The sequence below is a fragment of the Dyadobacter sp. CY347 genome, from assembly GCF_021502655.1.
GTDB lineage: Bacteria > Bacteroidota > Bacteroidia > Cytophagales > Spirosomataceae > Dyadobacter.
Window position 1 is genome coordinate 537,950 of sequence record NZ_JAKFFT010000007.1, and the last position, 24,276, is coordinate 562,225.

Below are 24,276 nucleotides of genomic sequence, written 5' to 3' on the forward strand. Positions count from 1 at the left end.
TGTTTTTTATTCCAATGTCGGAAAGTTAGCAAATAATAGGAACTCACGAAAGTTGAGTTTAAAAGGAGGTTTGTATTTTTGCCGAATGGACGCAGATATTCAATGGATGAGACGGGCTTTGCAGCTTGCCGGCAACGGTCGGGGAAATGTGAGTCCGAACCCGATGGTGGGGTGTGTGATAGTTCATGAAGGTAACATTGTCGGCGAAGGCTGGCACCGGCAGTACGGCGATCCGCATGCAGAAGTTTGGGCTGTTAATGATGCTGAATTGAAGGGAAATGCACATTTGCTTCCCGAATCTACTGCATATGTAACGTTAGAACCTTGCTCGCACACGGGCAAAACGCCTCCCTGCGCGAATCTGATCATTCGGAAGAAAGTTAAAAAAGTGATCATTTGTAATCATGATCCAAACCCATTGGTGTCGGGAAGAGGCATTTCGCGCATGCAGGACGCCGGGATTGAGGTTGAGATCGGCTTGCTTGCTCCGGAAGGTTTAGCCCTTAATAAGCGGTTTTCTACTGCTATGGAGCAAAAAAGGCCGTATGTGATCCTCAAATGGGCCGAAACAGCGGATGGATTTCTTGGGCCGGAAACAGGTGGCGCCATGCGGATCAGTGGAATGCTTTCCAACATGCGGGTGCATCAATGGCGGACTGAGGAAGACGCCATTCTGGTTGGTTATAAAACTGCATTAATGGATAATCCAAGGCTGAATGTCCGAAACTGGGAAGGCCGCGATCCCGTGCGGGTAGTTCTGGACAGACATTTACAACTTCCGCAGACATTGAATGTGTTCAGCAAAATGCAGCCGACAATTATTGTTAATTATTTGCAGGATAGCAGCTTGCCGGATTCGCCTGAGCGTTATTCGTCCGGTTTGGATGTTAGTTATTTAAAAGTAAACCCAGGCGCAGACGAAATCGGGCAAATGCTCACAAGCCTGTTAGCCCGAAAAATCCAGTCCGTATTTGTGGAAGGCGGCGCAGCGGTGATCAATGCGTTTTTGCAAACCGGGTTTTGGGACGAAATCCGCCGCTGCCAGGGCCCGGCAGTCATTGGTAGTGGCGTAAAAGCGCCCATTGCAACGGGTATTTTGAAGTCTTCTGAAAAAGTCGGGAAAGATCTCTGGACTTACTATTCCCGCGTTTAAACGCTCCACAAATTCTCTTCCTGCGTCCAGATCTCCCAGGCTTTTTCTGCTTGTAATTCAAGCATTTTTAAGCCATTCTGGACAGCTGCTCCCTTTTCAACGCCTTTTTTCAGGAACATTGTTTCGGCAGGATTATATACCAGATCGTACAGATAATGCTTTTTGGTAACAAACTGATACGGAATGTTCGGGCACTCTTCAATTTTTGGATACATGCCCAGCGGCGTTGTATTAATAATAAGTAAAAATGTATTCATGACTTCCTCGGTCAATTCTTCATACATTATGGAGTCATCGCTTTTTTGGCGCGAAACCAGCTTGTAATCCATATGCATATCCTGCAAAGCAACCTGAACAGCTTTCGCCGCGCCGCCATTTCCCAAAACCAATGCGCTGAAATTGCTGCATTTTTCGCCGCGCTTATCCATCCATTCTTCTAAGGATTGACGGAAGCCGTAATAGTCTGTATTGAAGCCTTTTGTGCTGCCGTCAGCATATATTTTAATGGTGTTGACCGCCCCAATGCGCTCCGCAGAAGCATCGTCCAGATCATCCAGATACGAGATCACTTCTGTTTTATAAGGAATAGTAACATTCAAACCTTTCAGATCCGTCTTCTTCTTCAACAATGCCGGCAGTCCTTCCAGTGAGTTCATTTCAAACAGTTCGTAGCTGCTTTCCCTGATTTTCTCGCGGAGAAACTTGTCGGTGAAATACCGCTTGGAAAAAGAATGTGTCAGGGGAAATCCGATGAGGCCGTATAGGTTCATATTGTCTGTGCGCGTCGGTAGCAACGCAAAAATAACGTGGGAAATAAACTGCGAAGTTAACCCGGTGGGCAGGCAATTACAAAAATTAATGTGACCGATGAAACAAGACCTCACTGTCAAGGCAAAATCAACCCCTCAAATTCCCTGGTTTGAAGGAGTTAGGGGACTAAATATCAACTAGTTGCCTCATGTCATTGGTAACTAGTTAAACATTGATAGAATTAATTTGTAAATCGTACAAAATTACACTAGAATTACCTGTCGTACTTATTATCAAAATGTTATGGAATGGAAGAAACTTTACCACACACTATCGTTTTTAGTACTAACCTCCCTCTCAGTTACCGCACAAAACGGCAAGGACTTTAAAGTCCTTTTAAAAAGCGGGTCATTTACACCCGAAAAAAATATCAGCGCCAGCAAGCAGGGTGCCAATCTCAGAACTGCGGCCGAAGGCTCACGGAGTTTCGTTGTGATCCAGTTTGCATCGATCCCGAGCGCTGCGGAGCGGAACCAGTTGAAACAGGAGGGCATTGAGTTGCTGGATTATATACCAAACAATGCCTATACGGCAACCATTGCCGGTAATTCGGATAAAAGTTCGCTTGCCCGAATACACGGAAGGGCCATTTTTGAATTGACCCCTGAACAAAAAATGCAGCCGGGACTTGCCAAAGGGCAGCTTCCGGTTCATGCAGTGAAATTGCCGGGCACGGTGGATGTCTGGATCAATTTTCCCCGGTCTTTTACTTACAAAGAGATCAGCAGCCAGTTGAAGGCGAAGAATTTTGAGATTATTTCGGATCAATATAAAGATTATCAGGTTGTTGCATTACGAATTCCGGATAACCGCATCAAGGAGCTGGCAGGGCAGCCATTTGTTCAGTATGTCCAAGCTGCTCCTTCCGAGGACAAAGCATTTAATAACCGGAGCCTTGTAAACGGGCGCGCCGGCCTGCTGCATTCTACCTTACCCAATGGTCGTAAGCTGACAGGCAAGGGCGTTGTTGTGGGTCATGGTGATGATGCTAATCCGCTGCTGCACATTGATTTCAATAATCGCATCATCAACCGGGCGGCGATTGAAGCCGGGCAGCATGGCATGCATACCATGGGAACATTGGCTGGGGCGGGCATTATGAACGAGCTTTATGCGGGTTATGCGCCCAAAGCCACCGTCGTTTCGCAAAGTTTTTCCAATATTATTGTCTATTCACCCGAGTATGTGAATGATTTCGGAATGGTTGTGACCAATAATTCCTATGGTGGTGAAATAAACAATTGCGACACTTACGGCATCTACGATCTGTATTCCCGCATCCTGGACGAGCAGGCATTCCTATTACCCAATCTTGAACACGTTTTTTCGGCCGGTAACAGTGGTGGAGGCACTTGTTCTCCTTATCCCACGGGTTTCGGCAATGTGATCAGTGGTTATCAGACTGCCAAAAATGTGATCAGCGTCGGAAATACGACTGATGCGGGTCTGGTCGCCAGCAATTCCAGTGTCGGGCCGGTGCGTGATGGACGTATTAAGCCAGAGATCGTGGCATTGGGCTCGTCGGTGCGGTCGACGATTCCTACGAACCTTTATACCAATGGCAGCGGAACGAGTATGTCCAGCCCGGCGGTTGCGGGCGGTTTGGCATTACTATACGAGCGCTTTCGCCAAGTGAACGGCGGTGCAAATCCTCAAAATGCATTGATGAAAGCGCTGATCTGCAATGGAGCAACGGATAAAGGAAATGAAGGCCCCGATTACAAATATGGCTTCGGCTGGATGGATCTCTCGCGTTCGCTGAAAATGCTGGAAGACAAAAATTATGTGAGCGGTGCTGTCGGGCATGAGCAAACTTCCACGCATAACATTCAGGTTCCGGCAGGAACGGCACAGCTGAAAGTAATGCTTTATTATAATGATCCGGCAGCAGCGGTGCTTTCTACGCAAAACCTCGTCAATGACCTGGATCTGAAAGTAATTAACCCGTCCAACAATCCAACGCTCCCCAGGCTGCTCGATCCTACGCCTTCGAAAGTGAATGTTACGGCAGCAACCGGCGCCGACCACGTCAACAATGTGGAACAGGTTACGATCAATAATCCGTCTGCGGGTACCTACACTATATCGGTCACTGGCTACGCAGTGCCGCAAAACCCTACGCAGGAATATTTTGTGGTTTATGATTTCGTGCCTGCTGCCACTGCCATTACTTACCCGCTTGGCAATGAGCGATTGAAAGACGGGGACGGCATGATCATCAGCTGGAATGCCCCGGCGGATGCGCAAAGCACTTATACCGTGCAATATTCGACGAATAATGGAAGTTCATGGGCGAACATTGCCGTAAACCTGACTACTGCCGTGCGGCAGACAACCTGGACCATTCCGGCTGGAATAACGACGGACCAGGCCAAAATCAAGATTGTTCACAGAAAGAATAACAGCATTATCGGCGAGAGCAGCAGCGAAGCTTTTACCATTGTCGGGATCCCGGCTTTGACTTTGTCAAGCCTGCAATGTGAGGGTTACATTTCCCTCGACTGGACGGTGGTCCTGGGCGCTACGGATTATGAAGTAATGATTTTGAAAGGAGATGAAATGGTGCCTGTGGGCACAACCACGCAAAATAAGTATGTGCTGAGCGGAATGTTGAAAGATTCCACTTATTCCATGTCTGTCCGTGCGCGTATCAACGGTCATCCGGGCAGAAGGGGCCTTGCCATTTCGAGAAGGCCCGACAGCGGGACTTGTTCCGGTACGATTTCCGATCATGATCTGAAAATAGAATCCATCCTGACGCCGGTTGGCTCGGGGAGGAAAAATACATCTTCGGAGCTGAGTAACGCGATTTTTGTAAAAATCAGGATTAAAAACTTGGACGATGTCGATTTCAACGGCCCTGTGGATGTGGGATACATGCTGGATGGACAAGCAATTCCGGCGCAAACGATCTCTCCTTTTATTGAGAAAGGACAAACCTATGATCATACATTCAGCATCGGCGCTGATATGAGCCAGGTGCGTGATTATAATTTGCAGGTTTTTATCCACAGCGAGTCCGATATGGTTTCGGCCAATGATACGCTTACCAAAGATTTCAGGCAGCTGCCAAATGATCAGATCGCTTTGCCTTTTCTGGATGACATTGAAAACCTGCCTGTCCAGACCTGGGTGAAAAATCAGACCGGACTTACGGGTGATGGAAGATATGATTTCAGTTCGTCAACGACGGCCGGACGCCTCAGGACGTTTCTGAACACCGGCATGGCGGCCTCAGGGCAAAGGGCGTTGACGCTGGATGCGAACCGTTATTTTTCGGCAGGAAACATTAGTTATCTGGACGGAACATTCAATCTTTCCGCTTTTGATGTAGAAGATGTTGATGTAAGATTAAATTTTAAATACAAAAACCACGGACAAAAGTCCAATGCGAACAACCGCGTCTGGATCCGGGGAAAGGACAGCGATCCCTGGATTGAGGCTTACGACCTGTTTGCAAATCAAAATATACCTCAGGAAGGATATAAGATGCCGCAGGGTATCGAGCTGAGCAAACTGCTGGCGCTGAACAACAAAAATTTCTCATCCAGTTTTCAGGTCCGCTGGGGCCAGTGGGGCAAGATCATTGCTGCTGATAACAAGACGGGAGCGGGTTATTCATTTGACGACATCATGCTCTATGTGGTTACAGACGACATTCAAACACTGGCCGTGACGCAGCCGACAGCTGAAAATTGCGGGCTGGGGAATGCTGAAACGGTCATTGCGCAGATTCGCAACAGCTCGGCAAGGACCATTACCAACATTCCGGTTTATCTGCAATTGAATGATGGTTCGGTTATCACGGACACCATTGCTTCGCTGGCAAAACGGACCACCATTAACTATACATTCAACGATAAATTGGATTTATCGGCTCATGGCTGGCATGTCATCAAGGTTTGGGCTGGTCTGGACTCTGATAGTTACCGGTTAAATGATACATTGACGGTAAAAATCCATCATGCGCCCGTTATCACTTCTTATCCATATCTCGAAAATTTTGAAAGCAATGATGGCTATTGGTATACCAAAGGAACAAACAGCTCCTGGCAGCACGGAAAGCCGGTTTCTACCCAAATAAACACTGCTCCAAGCGGGGAGAATATCTGGAAAACCAACCTCGCAGGCACGAACAATGACCGGGAGGAGTCCTACTTGCAGTCGCCATGTTTTAATGTTACCGGATTGAATGCGCCTACGCTGAGTTTCAGCGTCGCGCTCGATATGGAGGTTTGCGATCCGGTTCCCTGCGACATTGCTTACCTGGAATATTCCGGTGATGGCGGGGCATGGACGAGGCTGGGGACTCAGGGGCAGGGCACGAACTGGTATAACAAAACATATTCAGGCAAAGGATCTTGGAGCATTCAGGATTTTGTAAGATGGCACGTGGCTACCATTCCGTTGCCCACAGGCTTCGCCAATTTGAAAATCCGCTTTGTTTTCAGTGCTGATAATTTTAATAACCGCGAAGGAATTGCTTTGGACGACATTCACATTTATGACCAGGCTAATGGCATTTATGACGAATTAAGCACAGGTTCACCCATTACGCAAAGTGTTCCCGCGTCTGATAATTGGGTGCATTTTGTGAGAAACAACAAGCTGGTTGCGTCGGTCAATGCCAATGGACAAAATTTGGGGAATACAGATGTGCAGGCTTATGTGAACGCTTCGGGTGTCAGGGAGGCGAATAGCCATTATTATCTGGACAAAAATTTTACAATCAAACCACAGAATGCTAATCTGGCTGATTCGGCCGTTGTGCGGCTTTATTTCCTGGAAAGTGAGACGCTGGCATTGGTAAATGCGAATGGTTGTAACACCTGTGACAAGCCTGCTAATGCTTATGAGCTCGGTGTTTCAAAGTATAGAAATGCAGACCGGTCCAAAGAGGATGGTAACATTGATAACAGTTTGGGTAACGGATGGTCCTTTTACCCGTCGGCGAGTGTGAAAAAAATCCCTTATGACAAAGGTTATTATGCAGAGTTGAAGGTCAAAACTTTCTCCGAATTCTGGCTGGCCAAAAACTTTATCGGTTCAAGTGAGGCATTACCTGTTTCACTGATCAGCTTTTCGGCCAGGAAGAAAGATGCGGATGGCGGGCAATCCGTTTTGCTGGAATGGCAGACCACTTCCGAGGAAGACTTTGACCGTTTCGATATTGAGGTTGCAGCAGGGAATGATGCATACAGACAAAATCAATTCGTGAAATTAGGTGAGATAGCGTCCTGCGGCGGATTAAATGTGACCCGGGATTATGCATTTACAGATAAGCGTTCGGCCCGGACTGGTGTGCTATACTACCGGTTGAAAATGATTGACACCGATAACAGCTATCAATATTCGTCAGTTAAGCCTGTGTTTTTTGACGAAAAACCTTCCTGGCAAGTTTATCCAAATCCGTCAACGGGCATGTTTTATGTGACTTATCAGGCGAATACGGGGGCGGAAGTCACTGTGAATGTATATGACAACGGTGGTCGCATGTATCAAAGCTCTAAATCGGCTGCGACAGGTTTTGTACAAAAACATAAAATGGACCTTACCGGCGCGGAATATGTGTCTGGGACTTATTTATTGGAGGTGGTGAGTGGAAAGGAAAAGCGGGTCTTTCATGTTTTGAAGCATTAAAGCGGTTAAATTTGCGCAATTTGCAGTATGACGCTCATGCAGCGAATCAGCAATAGTGCCAAAAGTGTTTCTTTAATGATTGCCATGTATAAAATAGTCCTGATACTTTGTCTTTTAACTTGTTCCCACGTGTATTCGCAAACAGGAAGCCGGGTCCCTAAAACATTAATTCTGGATACAGACATTGGCCCGGACTACGATGATGTAGGCGCAATGGCCGTTATGCACGCATTGGCCGACAAGGGAGAAGTAAGGCCTCTGGCTGTGATCGCTTCGAATAAAAATGAATACGTGGTGCCGACTATCGACATTATAAATACTTTTTTCGGACGACCGGAACTGCCCACAGGAGCACCGAAAGGAGCAGGAGCCCCGTCCTTTGGCGCTACTCAAAAGTGGCCGGAAATGCTGGTTGAGAAATATCCGCACAAAATAAAAAGCACAGCAGACGCAGAAGATGCGGTAACGGTTTACCGCAAAATATTGGCCAAGCAACCGGACCAGAGCGTCACAATCGTAACTATTGGTTTCTTAACAAATCTTGCCAATCTACTTGATTCGCAGGCGGATGAACATTCTCCATTATCAGGATTGAACCTGGTGAAGAAAAAAGTAAGCGGCCTGGTCAGTATGGCGGGCAAATTCCCGGCGGGACGTGAATACAATGTATATGCAGACTCGCTGGCTTCTCAAAAGGTTTTTACAGAATGGCCTACTGAGATCATTTTCAGCGGTTTTGAAATCGGGCAGGAGATCCGGACGGGTGTAAATGTGATTGCCAATGAAAAGTTAAAAAGCCCGGTTAAGGATGCTTATCAAATGGCCATGTCTAAAAGCAAGGAAGATGCCAATGGTCGCCAAAGCTGGGACCAGACTGCGGTGCTCGTTGGTATACGCGGCGTGCAGCCTTATTTTGGATTAAAACGTGGAAAAATCGTTATCACGGACGGGAACAACACCTGGCACGACGATCCTATGGGCCCACATGCTTATCTCACTCCCGGTATGCCAACGCCCCAGCTAACTGCATTGATCGAAGGATTAATGATGTGGGAAGGCAAAAAATAGATCCGTTCGCTGGCCTTGATCGTTGCGGCAATTGCTGAAAGAAATACTAGTATATTTTCCCAAGTTATCAGTAATATTAATGCTGTAATTCATTCCGCCGGCATAACCACCGTTAAACTCAAAAAATCTTTGTATTTCTGACCCAATGAAGAGAATATTCCTTTATCAGCTTTTCGCACTTTGTTTTCTTGTTCTGGCCGCCTGTTCGCGCAGCGGTGATGTTACCAAAGAGCAGGCACAGAAGATCGGTGTTTCCTGGAAACTCATTTCCAATTTTATAGAGCCAGCCCACAGCTTTGACGCCAAATTCACCCTCAGAAACGGAAGCGACTTCTCATTAGACGGCAGCAACTGGGCATTGTTTTTCAACATGTCGCCACGGCCGATCCAAAGTAATAAAACACCGCAACCGGCTATTGTTGAGCATTTGAACGGGGACTGGTACAAAATGGTGCCTGCAAAGGATTTCAAACTTGCTCCCGGCGACTCTATTGTTGTGAATTATACCGGAACAGAAGGCGTCATTAAAGAAACGGATGCGCCCATGGGCTTGTATTTTGTTTTTTATGACAAAGAAGGCAAAGAGAAGGAGATCGTGCAGGTTGATGATTTTACTCTTGAACCATTTGTTGCTAAGGAGCAGATCATGAGAGGAAAGGACGATCTCGTACCGCTTCCAACGGCTGAGCAGCGTTTTAAGGACAATTTGAAGTTTACGAAACTTGGCGCTGAGCAACTTTTGAAAATAATCCCAAGCCCTGTGAAAATGAGTGCTGGTAATGAGACATTTACATTGGATAACAAAGCCAATGTGTTTTATCAGAAAGGTCTTGAAAAGGAAGCAAAATATTTAATTGAAAAACTAAAAGCAGTAACCGGAACAGATTTCCCGATCCGCGAGGGATTGCCTACTACGACCACAGCTGAGGCTCCGTCTATTGTTTTGAACACAGGAACTGTATCTGTAAATGGCATTGCGAAAGAAGCGTATAAGCTAGGTGTTAATGCCAGCGGCGTGAACATTACGGGCAGCGACGCGGCGGGTGTTTTTTACGGAATCCAAAGTCTTTTACAGCTTGTACCAACTGAATCTTATCAAAAACCGGCCGCATCTGTCTTGTTAGGGCATGTGCAGGTTGAGGATGCACCGCGTTTTCATTTCAGGAGCATGCATCTGGACGTGGGCAGGAATTTTCAGACAAAAGAATCGGTGAAGCGCGTTCTGGATTTGCTTGCTTCTTATAAAGTGAATCACTTTTTGTTTTATACAACTGAGGACGAAGGCTGGCGCGTTGAAATCGACGGGTTACCAGAGCTGACGGAAGTAGGTGCGCACCGTGCACACACCTCAGGAATCGGCGTTTCTGCTTTGCATCCAAGTTACGGATCAGGGCCGTTGGCGAATGATAAGGATAAATATGGAAGCGGCTATTACACCCGCGCCGATTTTATTGAAATACTAAAATATGCCAGCGACAGGCACATTAAGGTGATCCCGGAAGTGAATTTCCCGGGTCATGCGCTGGCGGCGATCAAGTCGATGGAAGCGCGCTATGACCGTTTGATGAAGGAAGGAAAGGAAAAAGAAGCGAATGAATACCGGCTAATTGATCCGGATGACAAATCGGTATATCTTTCTGCGCAGGCTTATAAGAACAACACCGTAAGTGTTGCGCGTGAATCCACTTATCATTTCTTCGAAAAAGTGGTGGATGAATTTGCCAAAATGTATAAAGAGGCGGGTTTGACGATGGATACTTTCCATACGGGTGGGGATGAGGTTGCCGAAGGCGCCTGGACGAAGTCGCCTATGGCCATTAAATTGAAGAATGAAAATCCGGAAATTAAGGAGTTCCGCGACCTGCAAACATACTTTTTCAGAAAGTTGCTGCCAAGATTGGAAAAGCGCAATCTCAAAGTGCATGGCTGGGAGGAAGTTGCTTTGACCAAAACCAATGCAGGCATTTACAATGCTAACCCCGAGTTCGTAGGTCATCCTGTGGTTCCCTATGTCTGGAACAATGTGTATGATGTGGATTTGGGTAACCGCCTTGCGAACGCCGGATATCAGGTTGTGCTTTGCAATGTGACGAATTTTTACTTTGATATGTCCTATAACAATGACCCCAAAGAGCCCGGCTTATATTGGGGAGGATTTGTAAATACGCGTGACAACTGGGCATTTGCACCATTCAATATGTTCCGCACAACGGAGGAAACGGCTTTGGGCAAGCCTATGAAGGAGGAATTCAAAGGCAAGCAGCTGATGAAGCCGGAAGCGCGCAAGAATGTCATCGGGATAGAAGCGCAGCTTTGGTGTGAAACCGTGAAAGGCCGGGATATGATGGAATATTCTATTTTGCCAAAATTGATGGGTTTTGCAGAAAGCGCCTGGGCGGCGGAACGCAAGTGGGAGAATGTTGCTGACGATGCGGCCAGGAATAAGATGATCGACGAAGGCTGGAACATTTTCGCCAACAGCATTGCGCAGCGGCACATGCCAAGAATGAGCTTTATGAACGGAGGTTATAATTACAGGCTTCCTATGCCTGGCGCTGTGGTTGAAGGCGGTATGCTGAAAGCCAATGTTGAGCTCCCCGGGCTTACTATACGCTACACAACCGACGGTTCGGAGCCTACTGCGAAGTCTCCGGTGTATGAAACGCCTATAAAAGCTGCCGGAACGATCAAGCTGAAAAGCTTTGATATGGCTGGGAAAGCGAGCCGCACGAGCGTGGTTGCAGCGCAGTAACCAAGTCATAAGAAGTCGATAGTAAGCCCAAACCCTCATGCAAAGGAATATTTTTATTGTTATCCTGATCCTGCTGATATTCTTTGTCATTTCGTTTTTGACCAATATCCTGGGACCAATCATCCCGGATATTGTCAAGAGTTTCAGCCTGAGCATCGGACTTGCAGGATTTCTGCCTTTTGCGTTTTTTGTGGCATATGGGGTGATGTCGATCCCAGCGGGCCTGATGGTTGAGAAATATGGAGAAAAGCCAGTGTTATTGCTGGCTTTTTTTCTTGCATTTTTGGGCGCATTGCTTTTTGCGATCATTCCAAGCTTTGCGATTGCATTAGGCTCTCTTTTTCTGATCGGGATTGGCATGGCCATGCTGCAAGTGGTGATTAACCCATTGTTGCGGGTTGCGGGCGGCGAGGAGAAATTCGCTTTTTTCTCGGTATTAGCGCAGCTTTTCTTCGGCGGGGCGTCATTTCTGAGCCCGATGCTTTACAGTTATCTGGTGCTCAATGTGCATTCAGGCAGATCTGGTTTTTTGTTTGATACATTAAATAAACTCGTTCCTGAAAACCTGAAATGGGTTTCCCTGTATTGGGTTTTTGCTGTGATAGCATTGGTCATGGTGGCTGTGATTGCATTGGTGAAATTCCCAAAAGTGGATTTGCTGGAAGATGAACGGATGGATGTGGGACATTCATTTAAAGAACTGGTTGCGAACAAATCGGTCTGGCTGTTCTTTTTGGGCATTTTTGCATATGTAGGAACAGAGCAGGGCATAGCCAACTGGATTTCACAATTTTTACAAACCTATCACAATGTGGATCCGGCGACCAACGGCGCAACGGTAATTTCCTATTTCTGGGGATTGCTTACGATCGGGTGTTTTCTGGGATTGATTTTACTGAAAATATTTGACAGCCGGAAAGTGCTCGTATTCTTCACTTCCGGGGCGATTTTATCATTAGCTTTTGCATTATTTGGTTCAAAAGCAGTTGCTATGAACGCATTTCCGATCACTGGCTTTTTTGCCTCGGTCATGTATTCTGTGATATTTTCACTTGCGCTGAATTCTGTTCCGAGGCATCACGGAACGTTCTCGGGCATCTTGTGCGCAGGGATTGCGGGTGGGGCCGTGGTGCCGTTGATCGTAGGCGGGCTGGGGGAGTTGTTTGGTTTACAAATGGCGATGTTATTCCTTTTTGTGCCGCTGGCTTACATTTTCAGCATTGGGATTTGGGCCAGGCCACTGGTCAATAATGACACAATTTCGAGCATTAAGGACATCTTCTGAGCATTCCGGATGTATAAAATTATCCTCCTCCTCGACTTCGCCGAAGAATACAGCAAGAGCCTGATGAAGGGGATCAACACTTATTCGAAGGAATTCGGGCCCTGGATCTTTTGCCGGATGCCGCTTTTTCACCGGGAAACGGTTGGGATCGACGGGATTTTGAAATGGGCGCTGGAATGGAAAGCAGACGGCATTGTGGGCCAGCTCTATAATAAGGACATTGAAAAAATCGTCCAGGCGGGGATTCCGGTTATCGCGCAGGATTTTAAAGAGCGTTTTGCTGAAATTCCCAACATTACGGGCGGCTATCACGAAGCCGGGCAGCTGGGCGCGGATTATTTTCTCAAAAAAGGTTTTACCAATTTCGCTTTCTATGGATTTAACGACATTGTGTGGTCCAGGGAAAGGGCCGAAGGATTTGAGGAAAGATTGAAGAAACGCGGGCACAAGGTTCACTATTTTGAGCACAAAAAGGCGCGTTCCACGGAGCTTTGGTATTATAAGCCCAGCTCGTTGAGCCGCTGGCTGAAATCACTGCCGAAACCCATCGGCCTCATGACTTGCGATGATAATCAGGGGCAGCACATTACCGAAGCTTGCCGGCAGCTGGGAATCCGCATTCCTGAGGAAGTCGCCGTTTTAGGTGTTGATAATGACGAAATGATCTGCGATTTGTCCGATCCGCCGCTGTCCAGCATTGCCTTGGATGCAGAAAAAGGCGGTTACGATGCTGCAAAATTGCTCGATCATATGATCAAGCACGGCACTTCACATTATTATGATATCATTGTAAAACCTGTCCAGGTCATTACACGGCACTCCACGGATATTTATGCCACCAATGATGATCATATCGCTTCTTCATTAAAATACATTCATCAGAACATTGATAAAAACCTGCATGTGGATGAGGTCGTTAAGCAGGTTCCGTTATCTCGCCGTGCATTGGAAAAGCGCTTTTTGGAAATCACGGGTTACCCGATCTACAAATACATTTTTAACCTCCGCATTGAAAAGTTTACCCAAAAACTGCTCGATACGGACATGTCGGTTTTTGAAATTGCGCTGGATATGGGGCTTACAGACAGCAAAAATATAGCCCGCCAATTCAGGCAGGCTAAGGGTTGTAGTCCAAGTGTTTACAGAAACAGATATGTCGCGGGCAAATAACTTACCAGATCACAATCCTGGCTGAATCAGGCAAGATCATTTTGCTTCCCGGTGTACATTTCCACGCCGCTTCAAACTCTTTTAAATGTGGCATAGGACCATTGATGCGGTCTTTTGCGGGTGAATGCGGATCCGTTTGCACCTGGTTTCTCAATGCTTCGTTGGTTGTGTTCATATGCCAAACCTGCGCCCAGCCCAGAAAGAAACGTTGTTTCCAGTTGAAACCATCGATAGGAGCGGGCTCTGCTTTGCCTTTCAGGGATTTTTCCAATGCATAATAGGCCAATGTTAGTCCACCAAGGTCGGCCACATTCTCACCGATGGTTAACGCACCGTTGATTTTGAAGCCAGGCAATGCTTCTATCCCGCTGAAATAGTCAATGTATTTCTTGGTTAGCTTGTCAAAATTGGCCCTGTCCGAAGGTGTCCACCAGTTTTTCAGGTTTCCTTCATCATCAAACTGTGATCCCTGATCATCGAAGCCATGTGTGAATTCGTGACCGATAACGGCAATGATCCCGCCGTAGTTAATGGCATCATCCGCATCGCGGTTGTAAAATGGCGGCTGCAAAATCCCGGCAGGGAACACGATTTCGTTGTTCGCCGGGTTGTAATAAGCATTAACCGTTTGCGGGGTCATGAACCATTCAGCCTTATCCACTGGCTTTCCAATTTTGTCAATCTCCTCCTTATGCGCGTAAAGCGAAGCTGCAATAACATTCTCAAATAACTTATCTTTTACCACATCAATAGATGAATAGTCCTTCCATTTGTCGGGATAGCCGATTTTGTAGGTGAATGCTTTCAACTTTTTGTGAGCCTTCGCTTTGGTGGAATCGCCCATCCAGGTAAGTTTGTCGATACGCTCGCCGTAAACCGTGCGCACATTTTCGATCATTTCTGAAACCTTCTTCTTATCCTCTTCCGGGAAGAATTTTTTAGAGAATAATTTTCCCAAAGGCATTCCTAACAAACCGTCGGTAGAGCGGATCGCGCGTTCCACTCGCGCTTTTTGCTGTTTTGTGCCGCGCATGACCGTGCTGAAAAAGCGGAAATTTTCCTGATCGAAGCTTTTGGGCAGATATCCCGCGAATCGCGACAGTAATTGCCATTTGGTATAAAGCTTCAATGTTGCAAGTGGTGTTGCTTTGAGCAGCTTGTTTACGTTTTCGAGATAAGCTTTGTTCTGAACAACGATGCTGTCGGTTTTAATGTCTTGTTTGCTTGCAAATGTCTCCACATCGAAATCAGGAACGAGTGCCTGGAAACCTTTGAAAGACATCTTATTATATGTTTTCACAGGGTCGCGGAGTTCAACATTGGTCAATTGCAGCTTCGCGAGTTTTGTTTCAAAATCCAGGATCGTCTGCCCCGGCTTCGGTTCAGCAAATGCTGCTAGCGAGAACATTTTATCAACATGTTTCACAAATTCTTCGCGCACTTTTACTGTGCTGGAATCGGTCCGTTCGTAATAACTTCTTTCGCCCAGGCTCAGCCCGTCCTGACCTTGATACAGGACATTGATCTTGCTGTTTCTCAAATCCGCATCCACGCCCATTCCTACAACAGAAGAAACGCCAACTTTTTGCAATTCCCCCGAAACCGAAGCCAGGTCTTTGAGTGATTGAACTCCATTTATTTTATCCAAATAAGGCTTTAATGGTGTTATAGCGCGTTTCTCAATGGTAGCCGTATCCAGGTAGGATTGGTAATAATCCGCAATCTGCTGCTCCTCACTTCCTTTTTTGCGGTCTTCCAGTTCGACGATCTCGTCTATAATGCCTCGTAGCCTGACCTCTTTATTTTCTTTGTCCAACACATTAAAAGCACCCCAGCGGCTTTCTGTTCCGGGAATGGGGTTCGCTTTTTTCCAGCCGCCATTAACATAAGTGTCAAAATCATCGCATGCCTTGACAGTCGAATCGAGCGAAGTAATGTCAAAACCAGCCACTTTTTCGCGGGTGGATTCCTGATCGTTTTCTTTTTTACAGGCCGTCATCGCAAGCGAGAATGCCAGTGCTGCATAACCTAAATTGGCTAATTTCATTTTGTAATGTATTGAATGTTAATTTGTTGATTAAGAAATTCCACCCATCCAGCCTTTGATAGGCTTCCAGAAAATGAGCAGGATAAAGCCAAAGACAGTGGTGACAATGGCGACCTGATTAAATAAAGCCGGCATTTGCATAATGTTTTCTTCATCAAACCCGCCGGCAAAGATCCCTGCAATGAGGTTACCCAGCGATGCGCCAACGAACCAGATCCCCATTAACTGGCTCACATAGCGTTTCGGGGCGAGTTTGGTATAAGAACTCAACCCAACCGGACTCACACACAATTCTCCGATAGTATGCAGGAAATAGGTGAATGTCAGGAACAAAGGCGAGGCCAGCTGGCCAGTAACCGCAATGTTGGAAGCGGCTACCATTACAAAGAAGCTCAGTCCCAACAAAATCAACCCTGCTGCAAATTTGACGGGGATAGATGGATTAAGATTTTTGGAAGACAGATATATCCATAAGCTAGCCAAAACTGGGGCAAAAAGAAGCACGAAAGTAGGCTGAAAGTTCTGGAACCAGCTCGATGGCACTTCCCATCCGCCTATAACACGCTGCGTATGGCGCTCAGCAAAGATCTGAAGCGATGTTCCGGCCTGTTCGTAACCTGCCCAAAACAGCGCAATGGCCAAAAACAGAATGATTAGCACGACAACGCGATGTTGCTCGACGCGCGTAAGTCCGCCGGCGAACAATATAAACAGAAAGTAAGAAGCAGAAATAATGACAATGATTATACCGGCGCCTTTTGCCAGTCCTTGTGCGGTGGTCATATCCAGCACGCCGGAAGTTTGCAATACTATCAGCAGCACAACCAGTGCGCCGATGAAAAGGTAACCAAGCCTTTTATTAGCGCCTTTTTGCGCATTGGATTCAGCCGTGTCGATTCTGGCCGGAGGAACGTCACCCATTCCTTGTAAATAACGGGCGCTTCCATATCGAAAAACGATCAGTCCAAGAAGCATTCCGATAGCGGCTGCTCCGAAGCCCATGTGCCAGCTCACCCGCTCGCCAAGATAACCTACAATGGCAATTCCAAGAAAAGAGCCAAGGTTAATGCCCATATAAAAGATGGAAAATGCCGCATCACGGCGCGCACCGCCTTCCGGATAAAGTTCACCAACGATTGAACTGATGTTTGGTTTTAATAATCCTGTTCCAACGGCCACTGTCGTGAGCCCTAAAAAGAATAGCATGCTGCCGCCTGGAATTGCCAGGATTATGTGGCCTAGCATAATCACGATCCCACCATACCATATGGCTTTTTTCTGACCTAAAATATTATCTGCAAGCCAGCCGCCTGGTAATGTTAGCAAGTATACCGATGCCGTGTATAACCCGTAAATCGCTGCGGCCTCGCCTGCGTTCATGCCCATTCCGCCACGTACAGCGTCGAGGAGAAAAAGTAAGAGGATTGCACGCATCCCATAGTAGCTGAACCGCTCCCACATTTCAGCAAAAAAAAGAACATATAAGCCTGTGGGGTGCTTTTGGGATATCTGTGCAGACATAGAAGAGAAGTGTTTTATTTGGTTTAGTGGGCTGTTTTTTGAAAAAATGATAGCACAAGATATGAAATAACGATAAATATAAATAAACGGACAAAATAAATGCGGTAACCAGCCACAATGGGACAGTTACCGCATTTAAATAGGTGTGATTTCCTAAATCATTACTTGACTGAGAACGAGCCTTCTCCAATCGAGAAACCTTCTGAGTAAAGTTCAATCGTATATTTTCCCGACGCGAATGAGGCGTCCTTGTCATAAAGAATACTTACATCCTGATTATTATTGGTGTAAGCTACATCCTTACTAATCGTAAATCCTTGCTCCTGACCATTATAGTCGAACACGCCGGAACCGGTTTTTGTATCCGAGATCGTTGCCCCGGATGGATCGATGATGCGCAGATAAATGGTTTTATTATCTGCCAGTGTCAAAGGATTTTTTTCAAGGATAAAATCAACCCGAACCTTGTCCACTCTCTTGGCTTTCACATTTTCACCTTCTCTTACTTTTCCTTTGGAGGAAACCGCGTAAACCTTCACGCTCCTGGCGCGCAGTGCTGCGGCCATGGTAACCTTGGATTCAAGCTCGGTGTTTTTCGAAATTACACCTGTTAAAGAATCACTGATGGCTTGCTTGGTTGTTTCCAGTGTGGTCTTTTCCTGAACCAATGTTTCATTCTGGCTGATCAACTGCTGGTTCTCTTCTCTGAGCTGGGCAATTTCTTCATCTTTTTTGTTCAGAAACGCTTCATACTCTTTCACTTTTTTACCCATGGTAACATTGCCTTTCCGCAATGCGATACGGTCATTTTCCAGGGCTGCTTTCACTTTCTGCAATTCCTCAATGTCGCCGCCTAACCCCTGGACTTCCTGGATTCGCGCATCGAGTTGTTTTGAAATAGAGTCCAGCTTGATTTCTGCGGTTGCGAGCTCATTTACGCGTGTTTGCAGATCTGTCTCCTGCTTATTCGTAACAGCGCGCTCATTGTAGTATAGGTAACCAAATACTGCGGCAAGAATTGTCATAAGGATCAAACCGACCAATAGACCGGTATTATTCTTCCTTTCCATATAAATTTGTTTAGGTTAAATAAAATTATTAATGGACATCATCAAAAAACTATGCCAACACTATACGTTATTTGATTAGCATTAAATCCAAAAAAGAAGGCCTTATGCAAATCTTGCACAAGGCCTTATCGATATAAAAAGAATGTAATGTAACTATTTGATTTAAAATAGCTTAGTAGTCTCCGCCTGCGCCTCCACCACCAAAGCTTCCGCCGCCAAAGCCTCCAAAACCGCCGCCGCCTCCACCGCCGCCCCAGTTTCCGGAATAGCTTCCTCCCCCGGAATGGGTAGTATATGGCCAGATAATGGGTCCGCCGAAACCACCGAATCCGCCTCTGCCGCCACCATTATTGCGATTCCGGAACATGAAGATCATGACAACAACAAATACAATGACCAAGATCAGCAACGGCGGAAAAGACCCATCTTCATTACTTGCATTGGGATCGGCCTTGTATTCGCCGGTTGCATACTTAAAAATCATATCCACGCCCTGATCCAATCCCTGATAGAACTGGCCATTTTTGAATTGGGGGGTGATTACTTGTGAAATGATCCTTTTGGCAATCGCATCGGGAATGGCTCCTTCCAGCCCGTAACCGGTGCTGATATAGACCTTCCGATCCGTCGGCGCCCAAAGTAAAACGATTCCGTTATCCTTATCTTTTTGTCCTACACCCCATTCACGTCCTATTTTTAATGCATAGTCGGCTATCGGATAATCACCTGTTGTAGGCACAATGACGATGACAATCTGTGAAGAAGTCGAATCATTATAGGCAACCAGTTTTTGTTCCAATTGCGCTTTTTCACTTGCATTCAATTGATTAGCAAAATCATTGACCAGCTTAGGAGGATCTGGTTTTTTGGGAATATCCTGAGCCGTCACATTCAGGAATGTGAAACAAATCAGGCAAAAGAGAATGAGGGCTTTCTTCATAGATCAGTGCCCGAACGAAATATCGTCCGGTAGTTCGTTGATGTCGCCAGATTGGTAAGGGAAATGCTTTTTCAATTGAAAACCTGCTTCCGCGATTCCCTTTGCAAGCCCTTCCGAATACTGCCCGTTTGAAAAATATTGCCGGAGAAGATCTTTTGTACTATTCCAAAAATCAGCGGTAACCTTTGCGTCAATGCCTTTATCTCCTAAAACAGCAAACTTCCGGTCTTCATATGCCAGGTAAAAAAGCACCCCGTTTTGTTCGGCTGTTTTATCAAGATTCAGGAAAAGAAAGACTTCCTTGGCCCGTTCCATCACATCCGGTTTCGGGCATTTCTTTTCGATATGCACCTTTACTTCTCCGGAAGTTTGTTTTTCAGCCTGCTGAATTGCTTCAATGATAAGCTGCTGCTCCTTTTCAGAAAAAAAGAGTGGATCTGTGGCCATGATGATCTGGTTTTAGTACTTAAGAACCAATGTGCTTTTTCTAAAATTGCACGGTTGGAGCTTTGTCCGAACCAGCTGCCGCTGTGAAATAGCCTTTTTGAGAGAACCCGAAGACACCCGCAAAAAGATTATTCGGGAATGTGCGCACTTCCTGGTTGTAGTCCTTCACAACCGTATTGAAATCGTTTCTGGCAACCGTAATGCGGTTTTCAGTGCCTTCCAGCTGCGCTTGCAGATCCAGGAAGTTTTGATTGGCTTTCAATTGCGGATATTGCTCAACCGTTACAAGTAGTCGGGACAATGCGCCGCTCAACTGATCTTGTGCACCCTGGAATTTTGCAATGTTTTCAGGCGTAAGATCGCCGGCGTTGATTGTAGTTTGTGTTGCTTTGCTACGCGCCTCGATCACGGCTGTTAATGTTCCTTTTTCAAAATCCGCAGCTCCTTTTACTGTGCTTACCAAATTAGGAATAAGGTCAGCGCGACGCTGATACTGGCTTTCCACCTTCGCCCATGATTCTTTTACGACCTCGTCTTTACTTACCAGGCCATTATATTTACCGCAGCCTACGAATCCAAGAATAAGAATTACGACGATAACTGCAATTAGTCCTTTTGACATTTTATATTCAGTTTAGAGTTAATGAATCTGTTTCAAAGTTGCCCAAAGCTAGCAAAATCTCGATGAAAAACTACATGACCGGCCAGGAGCGCATATATGCACGGAAATTACCGGATAATAGGTTTTTTACTACAAAAAACGCTATTCAACCTCTCCGACACCCGCAATGTTGTTCCATCTTCCCCAGTTAACGGATACTTCGTAGTCCATTAAATGACTTTCAAAATACATGGCGCCCCAAGTCCAGTTGATTCCCAGGTCGTTAACTAAATGATTCGCATAAGTTGTCCTTTCCGCCGATGTTAAGAAGCCTGTCGCTTTTAATTGGGTCATCAGTTGGTTTACAGTCGGATCTGTTGTTTCGCCATTCGTCCATTGTTCGTATAGCGCATTGTCATTTTGCCAACGCTGAAGGAAATTGTGCTTGATACCACTTGGTTTGAAAAGTCTCGGGCCATAACGCAGCAACGTCCAGTGGAAATAATCACGGGAAATGAGGTTAGCAACCATTGCGTGGTCCTGATAGGCATCCGCATGGCTTTTTGTCACTTCATTATAAATGTATCTCGGAGAAATGCATCCCAATGAAAGCCAGTCAGAAAGCCGCGTGTCTGTCAGCGGATCTGTTGTTTCATAGGTTTTGCCTGCTTTAAGATAATCCGTCACATAATTTGTCAGCACATTAAGTGCAACCGATTCGCCTCCCAGGCTGACATTTCGAGTTTCCCTGCCATCCAGCTCATTTGGGTCAATCCCTAGTTGTGCCAGAATAGGGACGGGACCAGCCTCATATTCATCGGGCAGCTTAATCTTTTCCGGCTCTGCAAACGGTTCTTTCACTTGAAAAGAGCCTTTTATGGAATCATTAAAGGCTGAGAAGTTAGCAGGAAGTTTAGCAATAGAAAAAGGCAGTGCTGTGGCGTGCATGAGCGTATCCATCCAGAAAAGCTTGATGTCAATGTTGACTGTTTTTAGCTTTTTGCTCAATGAGGATTCAATGCGCGTTTCTTCGGGAGCGATTTCCTTGCTGGTATAAACATATTCGGCATTAAAGTCTTCTGCAAGCTGTGCAATGATCTTTTCCGGATCGCCAATACGAATTAAGAGATCACCGCCTTTTTCCCTCAGCCGGTTTCTGAGGTCGACGATCGACTGGATCAGGAACTGACCGCGCATGGCGCCCGTGCGACGGAAGCCTAATTTTGTCTTTTCAAATTGTCGGGGATCAAAAACGTAAACGGGTATAACTTCACTTGCTGATGCAACGGCAGAAAAAAGTGCTTCATTATCCCGTAACCGCAAGTCATTTCTAAACCAATAAATGATGCGCTGAGCCATTAATACGAACTAAATAAATCTGGTAATTCAATTTTGAAGATGCAAAGATACAAAATTCGGGCCGGGCGAATAACAAAGCAGCCCGGTCCAAGACATTGCAAGGACCGGGCTGCTTATTTTTTTTGGGTATTAGTAGCTTAAAATCGTGAATTCTGTTCTCCGGTTGCGCTGGTGTTCCTCTTCCGTTTTCGCATTTGGAATGATCAGCTCGCGTTCTCCGTAACCTTTGGCCACCATCCGGTCAGCGTCAATTCCTTTGGTATTGAGGTAAGTCACGGCAGACTCGGCCCTGTTTTGGGACAGCGTCATATTATATGCATCCGTTGCACGCGCATCCGTATGGGAGCTTAGCTCGATCTTCATCGTCGGATTGTCTTTCAGGATCTGCACCAGTTTATCCAATTCAATCGCCGCATCGGGACGAATGTTGTATTTATTCAAATCGTAATAAATGTTTTCCAAAACAAATGTCTTGTTCAATTCCAGCTTATCCAGTTTGATGGTCACATTGAATGTTGTATCTGTAAGTTCTTTGGTCAGAAAAATCGGAGGGATCGAACGTCCGTCCATAGAGAATGGCTCACGTTTGCTAATGTATCCTTTCCGCTGAACCAACAGACTATACGATTTTCCTTCTTCAACAGGCTGTTTTCCAAATTTCCCTTCGGAGTTGGAAGGCAATTGGGCGATCTCCGTGTCCGAAGTGTCAGGCAGAATGCGAACGATTGCGGAATCGATCGGCGTAGATGTTCCGTTTGCCACCACATTTCCGGCAAGGAAATATCTTACCACTTTTGGCTTGCCATTAATGTATTTTGGGTTATTCGGATTTAAAGGGTCGTTTGGATCATTGTTCTTTGCAATCTTGGTGCTATCCTCTTCCTCCGGACCTGAGAAATAGTAAATGTCATCGTCCCCTTTGCCACCTTCTCTATTGGAAGAGAAAAAGCCTTTGTTCAGATCTTGATAAAAAATAAGCCCGAAATCATCCTGCGGGCTGTTAAAAGGCAGACCTAAATTTTCAATAGAAATAACACCTTGAACGCGCGTCGCAGAGAACAAATCCAGCTTGCCAAGGCCAGGGTGCCCATCGGAAGCAAAGTAAAGCTTTCCGCCTTCTGCAACATAGGGAAACATTTCATCTCCCGCTGTATTAATGTCCTTTCCCATATTAACAGGTTTGCTAAACCGGCCTGACGCATCCATATTGGTGCGATAAAGATCAATCCCGCCTGCGCCACCTGCGCGGTTTGAAGCAAAGTATAGCGTTTTACCATCACGCGAAAATGCAGGGGAGCCGTCCCAGGACAGCGAATCATTGATAGGTAAAATAGCCGGAGTTGTCCACTGCCCATTCACATTGCGGCTCAGGTAAAGATCCACGTCCACCGTGCCCTTTTTCTTTCCCGTATTTCCGCGGGCGAAAACCAATGTTTTACCGTCCGGAGAAAATGCGGGCGAGCCTTCATTGGCTTCCGCTTCAAAAATATCATTGCTAAGTAAAACCGGCGTTCCTGCGGTTGCGCCTGCATCTTCTGAAATCGCTACCTTATATAAGCCCAACATTGGCTGGCCATTATTCTTGTAAACCTTGTCTTTTTTTGAAGAAGAAAACACCAGTTCACTGCCGAGTATAGCAGGTGAAAATTCAGAGCCGGCGGTGTTAAGGGGAATTGCCTTGGCTTCCACCTCCATCTTTGTCGTACGCAGTCGATCAGCAATTTTGAGGATTTCGACCTCACGCAACGCTCTATCCTGCAAACCCTGAACTCCGGCAGTGTCCTTCGCATATGAGGCAAACTGAGCGGATGCTTCATCGTATTGACCGGCGGTCTTTAAAGCATAGGCATATTGAAACTTGGCATCAGGCTTGGTTATCCCTCCGTCAATTGCTTTTTTGTAGAAAGGGATTGATTCTTTGAAACGATTGGAGAGGCGATAGGACTCAGCAATGAGGTAACTTGTTTGAACCGGCTCAACGTTCTCGGCAGCGGCTTTTTCGAAAGCTTTTATGGCAAGATCATATTCTCCGTTCTCAAACTTCTTTTGTCCGTCCTTATAAGCCTGCATGGCTGAGTTACAGCCGGATAGATATATACATATTGTAACGAGACTGATTACGAGGGTTAAGTAACGCCGGGAAAGTTTCATAATGTAAAATATAAAATCAAATGATTTGACGCGCACGTTGGGTTTTCTGAAAGACAATACTAATAAACAACGTTTGGAAATAAAATTCTGGATATGAGAGGCCAAGATTTTTATTTATTACATTCTGGCTGAAATGTAGCCAGTTAATGTGTTGATATAAGGGCAATATAAGGATGTTAATGTTGCTTCCTGATATGTATCGCACTTTTGTTCCAATGCATTTTGGAAAAAAAGATAGTAACGTTTTGTAAATCAATGTCAG

General features: G+C 46.0%; 15 protein-coding genes. 6 read left to right on the forward strand and 9 right to left on the reverse strand.

Annotated elements, in window-relative coordinates; translation table 11 throughout:
• Nucleotides 1-85: 85 nt before the first annotated feature.
• Nucleotides 86-1,153 carry a bifunctional diaminohydroxyphosphoribosylaminopyrimidine deaminase/5-amino-6-(5-phosphoribosylamino)uracil reductase RibD gene (gene ribD, locus L0659_RS17895; protein WP_235127990.1) on the forward strand — a complete coding sequence of 356 codons (1,068 nt, stop codon included), beginning with the start codon at nt 86-88 and terminating at the stop codon, nt 1,151-1,153.
• Here ribD and L0659_RS17900 read toward each other — a convergent pair.
• Nucleotides 1,150-1,923, reverse strand: a complete 774-nt coding sequence (locus L0659_RS17900; RefSeq protein ID WP_235127991.1) for a shikimate dehydrogenase — start codon at nt 1,921-1,923, stop codon at nt 1,150-1,152. The genes ribD and L0659_RS17900 overlap by 4 nt on opposite strands.
• Before the next feature lie 283 nt (nt 1,924-2,206).
• Here L0659_RS17900 and L0659_RS17905 point away from each other — a divergent pair, with 283 nt between their 5' ends.
• From L0659_RS17905 to L0659_RS17925, 5 genes are all read left to right on the forward strand, one after another.
• Nucleotides 2,207-7,603 carry a S8 family serine peptidase gene (locus tag L0659_RS17905; RefSeq protein WP_235127992.1) on the forward strand — a complete coding sequence of 1,799 codons (5,397 nt, stop codon included), beginning with the start codon at nt 2,207-2,209 and terminating at the stop codon, nt 7,601-7,603.
• Between the two features lie 129 nt (nt 7,604-7,732).
• Nucleotides 7,733-8,671: a nucleoside hydrolase gene (locus L0659_RS17910; RefSeq protein ID WP_235127993.1), complete on the forward strand. Its 939-nt coding sequence runs from the start codon at nt 7,733-7,735 to the stop codon at nt 8,669-8,671.
• A gap of 145 nt (nt 8,672-8,816) precedes the next feature.
• Nucleotides 8,817-11,423 carry a family 20 glycosylhydrolase gene (locus L0659_RS17915; protein WP_235127994.1) on the forward strand — a complete coding sequence of 869 codons (2,607 nt, stop codon included), beginning with the start codon at nt 8,817-8,819 and terminating at the stop codon, nt 11,421-11,423.
• Between the two features lie 37 nt (nt 11,424-11,460).
• Nucleotides 11,461-12,708: an MFS transporter gene (locus L0659_RS17920; protein WP_235127995.1), complete on the forward strand. Its 1,248-nt coding sequence runs from the start codon at nt 11,461-11,463 to the stop codon at nt 12,706-12,708.
• 9 nt (nt 12,709-12,717) lie between these two features.
• Nucleotides 12,718-13,878 carry a DNA-binding transcriptional regulator gene (locus L0659_RS17925; RefSeq protein ID WP_235127996.1) on the forward strand — a complete coding sequence of 387 codons (1,161 nt, stop codon included), beginning with the start codon at nt 12,718-12,720 and terminating at the stop codon, nt 13,876-13,878.
• Between the two features lies 1 nt (nt 13,879).
• Here L0659_RS17925 and L0659_RS17930 read toward each other — a convergent pair whose 3' ends face one another.
• The 8 genes from L0659_RS17930 to L0659_RS17965 all read right to left on the reverse strand — a co-directional run bounded on the left by L0659_RS17930 (nt 13,880) and on the right by L0659_RS17965 (nt 23,933).
• Nucleotides 13,880-15,925, reverse strand: coding sequence for a M13 family metallopeptidase (locus L0659_RS17930; RefSeq protein WP_235127997.1), 2,046 nt, complete (start codon nt 15,923-15,925; stop codon nt 13,880-13,882).
• A gap of 30 nt (nt 15,926-15,955) precedes the next feature.
• Nucleotides 15,956-17,446, reverse strand: a complete 1,491-nt coding sequence (locus tag L0659_RS17935) for a peptide MFS transporter (RefSeq protein ID WP_235127998.1) — start codon at nt 17,444-17,446, stop codon at nt 15,956-15,958.
• Nucleotides 17,447-17,607: 161 nt separating this feature from the next.
• On the reverse strand, nt 17,608-18,516 hold the full coding sequence (locus L0659_RS17940; protein ID WP_235127999.1) for a hypothetical protein: 909 nt from the start codon (nt 18,514-18,516) through the stop codon (nt 17,608-17,610).
• Between the two features lie 172 nt (nt 18,517-18,688).
• Complete coding sequence (locus L0659_RS17945; protein WP_235128000.1) at nt 18,689-19,456, reverse strand: YgcG family protein; 768 nt, start codon at nt 19,454-19,456, stop codon at nt 18,689-18,691.
• Between the two features lie 3 nt (nt 19,457-19,459).
• A complete protein-coding gene (locus L0659_RS17950) occupies nt 19,460-19,903 on the reverse strand; it encodes a TPM domain-containing protein (RefSeq protein WP_235128001.1) in 444 nt (147 codons plus the stop codon).
• Between the two features lie 40 nt (nt 19,904-19,943).
• Nucleotides 19,944-20,525 carry a LemA family protein gene (locus L0659_RS17955; protein WP_233854302.1) on the reverse strand — a complete coding sequence of 194 codons (582 nt, stop codon included), beginning with the start codon at nt 20,523-20,525 and terminating at the stop codon, nt 19,944-19,946.
• 141 nt (nt 20,526-20,666) lie between these two features.
• Nucleotides 20,667-21,863, reverse strand: a complete 1,197-nt coding sequence (locus tag L0659_RS17960; protein WP_235128002.1) for a DASH family cryptochrome — start codon at nt 21,861-21,863, stop codon at nt 20,667-20,669.
• 129 nt (nt 21,864-21,992) lie between these two features.
• Complete coding sequence (locus L0659_RS17965; RefSeq protein ID WP_235128054.1) at nt 21,993-23,933, reverse strand: OmpA family protein; 1,941 nt, start codon at nt 23,931-23,933, stop codon at nt 21,993-21,995.
• Between the last annotated feature and the right edge of the window lie 343 nt (nt 23,934-24,276).

Bases quoted from the DNA above. Each gene is read 5' to 3' on its own strand.
- L0659_RS17925 (WP_235127996.1), top strand. From the start codon at position 12,718: ATGTATAAAATTATCCTCCTCCTCGACTTCGCCGAAGAATACAGCAAG.
- L0659_RS17940 (WP_235127999.1), bottom strand. From the start codon at position 18,516: ATGGAAAGGAAGAATAATACCGGTCTATTGGTCGGTTTGATCCTTATG.
- L0659_RS17945 (WP_235128000.1), bottom strand. From the start codon at position 19,456: ATGAAGAAAGCCCTCATTCTCTTTTGCCTGATTTGTTTCACATTCCTG.
- L0659_RS17915 (WP_235127994.1), top strand. From the start codon at position 8,817: ATGAAGAGAATATTCCTTTATCAGCTTTTCGCACTTTGTTTTCTTGTT.
- L0659_RS17965 (WP_235128054.1), bottom strand. From the start codon at position 23,933: ATGCAGGCTTATAAGGACGGACAAAAGAAGTTTGAGAACGGAGAATAT.
- L0659_RS17950 (WP_235128001.1), bottom strand. From the start codon at position 19,903: ATGGCCACAGATCCACTCTTTTTTTCTGAAAAGGAGCAGCAGCTTATC.
- L0659_RS17955 (WP_233854302.1), bottom strand. From the start codon at position 20,525: ATGTCAAAAGGACTAATTGCAGTTATCGTCGTAATTCTTATTCTTGGA.
- L0659_RS17900 (WP_235127991.1), bottom strand. From the start codon at position 1,923: ATGAACCTATACGGCCTCATCGGATTTCCCCTGACACATTCTTTTTCC.
- L0659_RS17960 (WP_235128002.1), bottom strand. From the start codon at position 21,863: ATGGCTCAGCGCATCATTTATTGGTTTAGAAATGACTTGCGGTTACGG.
- L0659_RS17920 (WP_235127995.1), top strand. From the start codon at position 11,461: ATGCAAAGGAATATTTTTATTGTTATCCTGATCCTGCTGATATTCTTT.
- L0659_RS17930 (WP_235127997.1), bottom strand. From the start codon at position 15,925: ATGAAATTAGCCAATTTAGGTTATGCAGCACTGGCATTCTCGCTTGCG.
- ribD (WP_235127990.1), top strand. From the start codon at position 86: ATGGACGCAGATATTCAATGGATGAGACGGGCTTTGCAGCTTGCCGGC.
- L0659_RS17905 (WP_235127992.1), top strand. From the start codon at position 2,207: ATGGAATGGAAGAAACTTTACCACACACTATCGTTTTTAGTACTAACC.
- L0659_RS17935 (WP_235127998.1), bottom strand. From the start codon at position 17,446: ATGTCTGCACAGATATCCCAAAAGCACCCCACAGGCTTATATGTTCTT.